This is a genomic window from Ascidiimonas meishanensis (assembly GCF_037782385.1).
GTDB lineage: Bacteria > Bacteroidota > Bacteroidia > Flavobacteriales > Flavobacteriaceae > Ascidiimonas > Ascidiimonas meishanensis.
Genome location: NZ_JBBEXD010000005.1, coordinates 431,553 through 439,340 on the forward strand (window position 1 = coordinate 431,553; position 7,788 = coordinate 439,340).

Genomic DNA, 7,788 nt, shown 5'->3' on the forward strand with positions numbered 1-7,788 from the left:
CATGGAAATTAGAAAAATCAACTTAGTAGATCAACTTAGTACTTTCAGCGATCATTGGTCACCAAAGATTGTGGGGGAACTTAACGATCAACTGGTAAAGGTGGCCAAGTTCAAAGGAGAATTCATCATGCATCATCATGAAAATGAAGACGAACTTTTCTATGTAATAGCAGGCGAATTATTTATTGAACTGAAAGATAAAACACTGCATCTGCGTGCAGGAGAGTTTGTAATTATTCCAAAAGGTGAGGAACACAAACCCTACGCCCCTGAGGAAGTCCATGTAATGCTGTTCGAACCAGCATCGACACTAAACACAGGTAATATCGAAAATGACATGACGGTAACCCATTTAGATAAACTTTAGTATATGAGATTTGCCCATACCAACATCGTTAGTAAGGACTGGAAAAAGCTTGTGGACTTTTATGTTAAAACATTCGATTGTAAAGTCGTCCCCCCTATTCGCAAACAATCAGGAGAGTTTCTGGATAAAGGCACAGGGCTAAAAAATGCGCAACTAGAAGGCGCTCACCTGCTACTTCCAGGACATGGTGAAAATGGCCCAACACTGGAGATATATCAGTATTCAAGAATTGAAGAATTAATGCCAATTGTGCCTAATAAAAGAGGTTTTAGCCATATAGCCTTTGAAGTTGAAAATGTGGAAAAAATATTAGACAGTTTTATTAAAAATGGTGGTAAATCCTTTGGGGAGCTTACAAAGAAAGAAGTAAAGGGAGTTGGGGAACTCACTTTTACTTATGCCAGAGATCCAGAAGGAAATTTAATTGAATTACAGAGTTGGAAATAAAGCGCATTAAATACAACATAAATGACGAACAGAATAGAGACCTATATAGTTGACTCTTTTACGGATGAGTCCTTCAAAGGAAACCCAGCAGGTGTTTGTATTTTAAATCAACTACTGACTGACAGACAAATGCAATCCATTGCCAAGGAATTGGGTCTTTCAGAAATGGCATTTGTTACCAAAAGTGAGAATCAAGACAACTATTCGATCCGATATTTTTCTCCAGTTATGGAAATACCTCTTTGTGGACACGCCACACTAGCTGCCTCAAAAGTGCTGTTTGAAATTGACGCTAAAATGGTTGAGATCCATTTTAAAAATATTCAGAATTTGGATTTAATGATAAGGAAAAGTGGACATAAAATTGAAATGAAATTTCCTGTTTATGACACGACTCCTCAAAATGCCCCGGATGAATTATTACATGCGCTTGGGATTAAAACTATCATAAATAGTGAGTTCAATAAAGAAACAAACATTTTGCTTCTTGAAATTGAGAGTAGTCTAGTACTAGAAAAATTATCCCCTGATTTTGAAAAATTAAAACGCTCACATCATTCGATAAACGGAGTATTGGTTACGGCAATTTCTCAAAGAAATGGTTTTGATTTTGAATCAAGATATTTTTGGCCTTGGAGCGGAACAAATGAAGACCCTGTAACTGGAGGAACCCATACTTTTTTAGCGAAATATTGGAGTAAGCGATTGAATAAAAAGAAAATGAATTCATTCCAATGCTCCGAAAGAACTGGATTTATGGAAGTTGAACTCATTAGTGAGTGTGAAATATTGATAAAAAGTGAAGCTCAAATCGTATTAAAAGGAGAATTAAGACTATAAACAAACGATACATATCATGGAGATTGATTTACTAAACACTCATATACAATTGGAAAACGACAGGGTTTTACTGCTTCCCTTTGAACATCCAAGAAATGGGGAGCTCAAAAAAATAATCTTTAATGATGATATATGGACCTATATGGGAGCCTATGTTAGAACTGAAAGAGACTTTGCAAATTATTCAGACAGTGCGCTTAAAGATAAAAAAAATGGAATCTGCCTTCCATTCATAATCATTGACAAACGAAATAATAAAGTTGCCGGTAGCACTCGATATGGATATTTAAATCCTTTGAGTGAAAAATGTGAAATCGGTTGGACGTGGTACGGATTGGATTTTCAAGGAACTGGGCTAAACAAAGCCTGCAAGTATGAACTATTGAAATTTGGGTTTGAAAACATCGGGTTTAGAAGAATACAATTTAGTGCCGATAGTGAAAACATAAGATCACAGAGAGCTATAGAAAAGCTAGGAGCACAAAAAGAAGGTGTTTTTAGAAACAACTACATAGATTCTCGTGGGGAAAGTAGACATGATGTTTACTACAGTATAATTAACGCTGAATGGGACTCGATGAAAGCCACCTATTTTAAAGAGTTTATATAAAAAAGCACATGAATTACGATGGTAAAAAATTCAAGACTGTCCAAAATACCAGAAACGGTGAAACATCGGAAGAAACTATTTTTGAATACAAGCAAAGCGGAAATATTTTAACTTCTGAATATAAAGGTGGACAAATTGTGAAAGGCCATCTCATTGGGTTAGTAAACAAAGGTGGTATGATAGAAATGCGATATCATCAAGTGAACAATAAAGGGGAATTGATGACAGGAATGTGTTTTTCAAAACCAGAGATTATGGGAAATGGGAAAATTAGGTTGCATGAAGATTGGGAATGGACATCTGGAGATAAATCAAAGGGAAAGTCAATTTTGGAAGAAATAATAGTTCAATAAATGAGAATATGTCTTGTACAATCGTCTTCTGAAAAAGGAGAAATTCTTAGGAATATTCAAAATCACGTGAGATTGATTAAAAAAGCAATCCAATCAAAGGTTGATTTAATCATATTTCCGGAGTTATCTATAACAGCTTACGAACCTAAACTGGCAGAGAAACTTGCACGCAATATAGATGATGTTAGATTCAATTCTTTTCAAGAATTAGCGGATACAGATAATATAATTATTGGTGTAGGAATGCCAACCAAATCCGCTGATGGGATAAACATCAGTATGATATTTTTTCAACCCAATAAGAAACGATTGATTTATTCAAAGCAGATAATACATGATGACGAGTTACCCTATTTCGTAAGTGGTAAAAATCAACCTTTCCTAATCCATCAGGGTTTGAAAATCGCCTTTGGAATTTGCTATGAGACTTTAAAAAGAGAGCACTTTGTTAAAGCTGTAGAGAATCAGGCTAATATTTACATAGCAAGTGTAGCCAAACCCAACAGGGGAACCGACAAAGCTTATCTACATTTCCCTTCCATGGCAAAGGAATTTAACATTCCTATACTCATGTCAAATTGTGTGGGATACTGTGATGATTTTTTGAGTAATGGAAAAAGTGCTGCATGGAATAGAGACGGGGAATTAGTAGCCCAACTGGACCAAAAAAATCAAGGTTTGCTGATTTATGATACTGAACGAATAAAGGCAAACGTAATACAAAACATATAAAAATTGACCGAGTCATGGAATTAAGATTAAACTGTGAGAACTGTGGCAAAGCCTTAACTAACGGAAATGATATGGCTATGATTTGCTCTTTTGATTGTACTTTTTGTAAAGATTGTGTCGATACTATTCTGTTTAACGTTTGCCCAAACTGTGGTGGTGGATTTGAAAAAAGACCAACAAGACCTAAGTACCTCCTAGGCAAATATCCACCATCTGATAAAAAGATTTTGAATCCTGTTATCTTGGAAGAATTTCAAGAGAAGCTAAGTAAATATAAAAGTATTCATCCTTCAAAAAGATAGAAACCAATGAATTAGATTTTGAAGGATTTATCAAATAATGAGTTTTAATTCAAAAGTATTTTAAATGACAAAGCCTACGCACAACATTATGTATAGTGCATAGCACCCAGCGGGATGCTACGACACCATACACGAAACCGTTAAGTTTAATTTCAAGCAGCCCATCGGACAAAACTTCACGGATGGATGCGTTAAAAAAGTAAGGATTGGCAAGTATTTTTAAGGCTTAGATTTTTTAAAAAGCGGGAAGTCAAAGTCTTTTCGATTGCATCGTGCAAATTTGGATTTGCAAACGTAGCTAACGTACTAAAGACTTTGGTTAAGGTATTGAAAAAAAATGGTAAAGTCAAGAAATGCTTTTTTCTTCCCGAACCGCTTTGAGCTAAAAATAGGCCCGCGAGCAGGGTTTGATTTTAACGCTTTGCTTCATTGCCAGCTACGTTCCTTATCAGGGATAAAGCCCATAGCCGCCACTGATCCCTCCATCAAGTGTTGGCTTTTCATGATTTGCGCGGCCTGTTGAAACTCCGTTAGTTTACCCCACTGTAAGAAAGGGGAAAATTCCTTACATTTGGGTAGAACAACTAAACTTAACACTATGTAAAAAAGCATTAAAACGCTTTTTACACTTTACGTTAGCTGTAATTTTCTGACCTAGCAAACCATTCAAAAATATTGAGAGAAAAATTATCAAAATATAAATTCAAAAAAATTGCAACTGAATCTTTTAAAAATGGAATAAGACTACATTTTGATTCTGTTTTACTTCATAAAAATAAATCTTTTGCATCAGCATTTCAACTTTCAGTATTAGCATTAGAAGAATTTAGCAAGTCTCAATGGGTAGAACATTACTACGACGCATCCATAACTAATTCAGGATTTCCTGATAAGGATTTTGAACAAAAATGGTTGAACTTATTATATTTCCACCCAAGAAAACAAAAGGCATTTTTCGGTTGGGGAATTTCTAGAGATTATAGTGAAAAATTCATGAAGTTTGTTGAAGATGGAGGATTGGAATTAAAAAAACAAAAAGCTACATATGTTGGACTAGAAAAAAACCGAAGAAAAGTTAATGTAAATTCAAGAATTTCTTTGCCATCACAAATAAAAAGTTCTGATTCAAAGCAAATGATTTCATTAATAAACGATTTTTTAATAGATCGTTGCGATATGAAATCATTTCATGAAGTCCATTTTTGTATTCCAGAAAAAGATGAATTACTGAATGATTCCTTATATAAAAAATTAGGTGAATGGAAACATAAAAGTGGTTTAAGAAAATACCCATTATTTAAAACAAGGCTTAAAAATAGTAGATAAATAAAACAAACATTTAAATGATTCATGAGAGTTATTATTGGAGAAAAGAATTAGTGAAAATTTCTAAAAGCCTTAAAAAGAGAATTCAATATAAAAAAGCATGGAAGGACTCGAAGTATGCGAAATTTGAGAAAGAAATTATGTTCGGATTTTATATAATTCGTAAACTTCTAGAAGCAAATAAACTGACAAGTGATTTCAGTTCTTTAAAATTAGAGTGCAAGGTTTATTCAAGTAATGGAAAACAAATAACATTAATGAACAATCATCGATTCGACGAATGCTATGATTTAGAAAATCCAAAAACGGAAAAAAAAGATTTAAGGTTTTTTATTAATCAATTTGTACATAGTTACATATTTTCCCTAATAATTTCTGTGGTAAACAAAGAAATTGAATCTAAAATGGACGACGAAAGTTTAACCGAAGATGAGATTATTGAAATTTATGAAAATGCGGAGAAAGAATTAACTGGAGTGTTTTTCAACTCTGACGATAACAAGAACAAGTCTCTTTTTGAATTGGATATAAATACAATCAGAAAACTATTTAAGAAGGTTGGAAAATGTAATGTTACACGTGTTGAAATAAAATATAATGAACGGAAAAAGGATTATGTTTCAGTTCGTTTCTCGGGAGAACAAGAAATTTCCGAAGAAACTGAACAGATAATTAAAAAATTGTAAGAAGAATAACTACAGCTAACAACGTTTATAATTAATTTAAATTCTGAATAAAAATGCAAAGGTTTACGTTAGGAACTTACAATAGTTTTTATATGATTCCGAAAGGAGGATTTGAAAATCTTAAAGAACTAAATCTGGTTAAAATGAATTCGAATATAATCATTGAACGAAAGGTAAGTCTTTTCGAAAATAAGGTTATAATAACTAGATTGGATCAAGACAAATATAGACCGCAAAACAGCTCAAGTTTCTTTTTTGGAAGTGAGCCAGAAGTACCTGATGATAGTAATAGTGATTTGAATTCTAAAATGGATTTACGTATAACGGATATTGCTTCTTTTCCGAATTTCAAAATTTCATACTTTTTAAAACAAACTTTTGAGCAATATCATGGCAGCAATAGTAAAACAAGATATAAATTTCAAAAAATAAAGCTTCTAGTCAATAACGAAGAAGCTTACCTAATTTACCCAAATGGAATGGGACGAATTTACAAGAACATTTAAATAACAAACTACAGCTAACAACGTGTATAATTAATTGCTAGGTTATAGCCTACTTGGAAATTCCTTCGGAATTTCCTCTGGTTCGTTTTCTTTTACTAATTTAGTTACTAGCCAACGCAACTAACCATACACGAACACGTTATAGACAATGATACCCGTGATATGTTGCATTCATTTTTAAGAGGATACTACACTCCTTCATTCTATAAATTAGTTGTCAAAACGTTATATGATTTGAAAGACTTGAGGGAACTTGAAAAGTATCCTCAACCGTATTCCACTTTTTTCCACGAGTACCTTCACTTTCTTCAAGATATATCAACCACTTTTGGACTGATGAATGCCATCATGATTCTTAACCAAATTAAATATTCCAATCACTATATAATTAACTCCGAAGAGCCTTATACGGTTCCAATTCCCTTTGAGAGCGGACCACACATGAAGTTGGCCATTGAGATGCAAAAAGTGTATATAGGTAAATCTTATGGGATAAACTTTAGTCGAGTTTGCTATGTCCGAAAAGTTGATACCGACATATATATTCCATCTCCTTATGAACACTACTTGGATAGAATTGTAGTAGGTATTGAGTTTGATGATTCGTATACTAAAGAGATCGAATTTGGAGGAATTGGTCTGATTGAAAGTATGGCGCACATTGCCCAGGTGCGATTCAATCCAGATACTGTCCATGCCGACATGCCCTACAAAATTGCTGAACATGTAGCCCGTTTTATCTACCCAGAATTTGCCGAGAATCAATTATTCATTTTCTCATTGTGCGATGCTTGTCTAATGTCTTTTCATCCAGCCCAGTTGTTTTTCGATGTTTTGACAGAATTTAAAAGGGATGGCTATCTACCCACAACGGAAAAAGACATTTACGATCATGTTTATTCCATCGAAACAAATAAGGACAAAAACTTAATCGAACACTACAAGCAACTCTGCAATGAAGCCAAAACGGAACTGACCCATTATTTTACGACTGACGAATTCGATAACGAAAAGATATGGATTTCAACAATACTTGATCGAGCCTCAGACTGGCGAATAAAGCACCCTACGTTTATGGTTGATTTACTAAAACAGGAGCAGTTAAGGTCAGACTTATTCATTCAAATTATACTGGATTTAGGATCCCCTTTAATTGAAAACCTTGATAACGATGTCCATTTATTTACTCCAAGAGGTTTTGAAAATGTTCCATTAAGAATCGATACTTTTTCAGCGATTAACGAAATTTTTAAGCACATGGTTGAGGGAGAAACGAAATGCTCACTCCAAAACTATTGTAACAAATCCGTTGTTGGAGACATAACAGATCAACGTTGTAGTTCTTCCCCTTGGACCAGATCAAAGGACAAAGAGTTGTGCGCCTACGGTATATTGTGGAAAATGTGGGGACTAAGCGAGAAATTTCCTAATTAATGTCTATAACAGCAAGTAAGCTCAACCGCCGAAAGTGCTATATTTGTTAGGCGGCTGTGCCTACTTGCAGACCGTTAAGTTTAATTTCAAGCAGCCCATCGGACAAAACTTCACGGATGGATGCGTTAAAAAAGTAAGGATTGGCAAGTATTTTTAAGGCTTAGATTTTTTAAAAAGCGGGAAGT

General features: G+C 34.1%; 11 protein-coding genes. All 11 read left to right on the plus strand.

Annotation, left to right across the window (positions count from 1 at the left end):
• Window position 1: 1 nt before the first annotated feature.
• Window positions 2-367, plus strand: coding sequence for a cupin domain-containing protein (locus WBG07_RS12150; protein ID WP_340201653.1), 366 nt, complete (start codon window positions 2-4; stop codon window positions 365-367).
• Window positions 368-370: 3 nt separating this feature from the next.
• Complete coding sequence (locus WBG07_RS12155; protein ID WP_340201655.1) at window positions 371-814, plus strand: VOC family protein; 444 nt, start codon at window positions 371-373, stop codon at window positions 812-814.
• Window positions 815-835: 21 nt separating this feature from the next.
• The gene (locus WBG07_RS12160; RefSeq protein WP_340201657.1) at window positions 836-1,654 is read left to right on the plus strand and encodes a PhzF family phenazine biosynthesis protein; all 819 of its coding nucleotides are present in this window, start codon (window positions 836-838) and stop codon (window positions 1,652-1,654) included.
• A gap of 16 nt (window positions 1,655-1,670) precedes the next feature.
• Window positions 1,671-2,264 (plus strand): GNAT family N-acetyltransferase, encoded by a 594-nt coding sequence (locus tag WBG07_RS12165; protein ID WP_340201659.1) that lies wholly within the window; start codon window positions 1,671-1,673, stop codon window positions 2,262-2,264.
• An 8-nt stretch (window positions 2,265-2,272) separates the two neighbouring features.
• Window positions 2,273-2,617, plus strand: a complete 345-nt coding sequence (locus WBG07_RS12170; RefSeq protein WP_340201661.1) for a n-acetylglutamate synthase — start codon at window positions 2,273-2,275, stop codon at window positions 2,615-2,617.
• Complete coding sequence (locus WBG07_RS12175) at window positions 2,618-3,349, plus strand: carbon-nitrogen hydrolase family protein (RefSeq protein ID WP_340201662.1); 732 nt, start codon at window positions 2,618-2,620, stop codon at window positions 3,347-3,349.
• 14 nt (window positions 3,350-3,363) lie between these two features.
• The gene (locus WBG07_RS12180) at window positions 3,364-3,651 is read left to right on the plus strand and encodes a DUF1272 domain-containing protein (protein ID WP_340201663.1); all 288 of its coding nucleotides are present in this window, start codon (window positions 3,364-3,366) and stop codon (window positions 3,649-3,651) included.
• A gap of 675 nt (window positions 3,652-4,326) precedes the next feature.
• Window positions 4,327-4,977: an AbiV family abortive infection protein gene (locus tag WBG07_RS12185; protein ID WP_340201665.1), complete on the plus strand. Its 651-nt coding sequence runs from the start codon at window positions 4,327-4,329 to the stop codon at window positions 4,975-4,977.
• A 17-nt stretch (window positions 4,978-4,994) separates the two neighbouring features.
• Window positions 4,995-5,663, plus strand: coding sequence for a hypothetical protein (locus WBG07_RS12190; RefSeq protein WP_340201666.1), 669 nt, complete (start codon window positions 4,995-4,997; stop codon window positions 5,661-5,663).
• A gap of 53 nt (window positions 5,664-5,716) precedes the next feature.
• Complete coding sequence (locus WBG07_RS12195) at window positions 5,717-6,169, plus strand: hypothetical protein (RefSeq protein WP_340201667.1); 453 nt, start codon at window positions 5,717-5,719, stop codon at window positions 6,167-6,169.
• A gap of 234 nt (window positions 6,170-6,403) precedes the next feature.
• Entirely contained in the window at window positions 6,404-7,603 is a 1,200-nt protein-coding gene (locus WBG07_RS12200; protein WP_340201669.1) for a hypothetical protein, read from the plus strand.
• Window positions 7,604-7,788 lie beyond the last annotated feature (185 nt).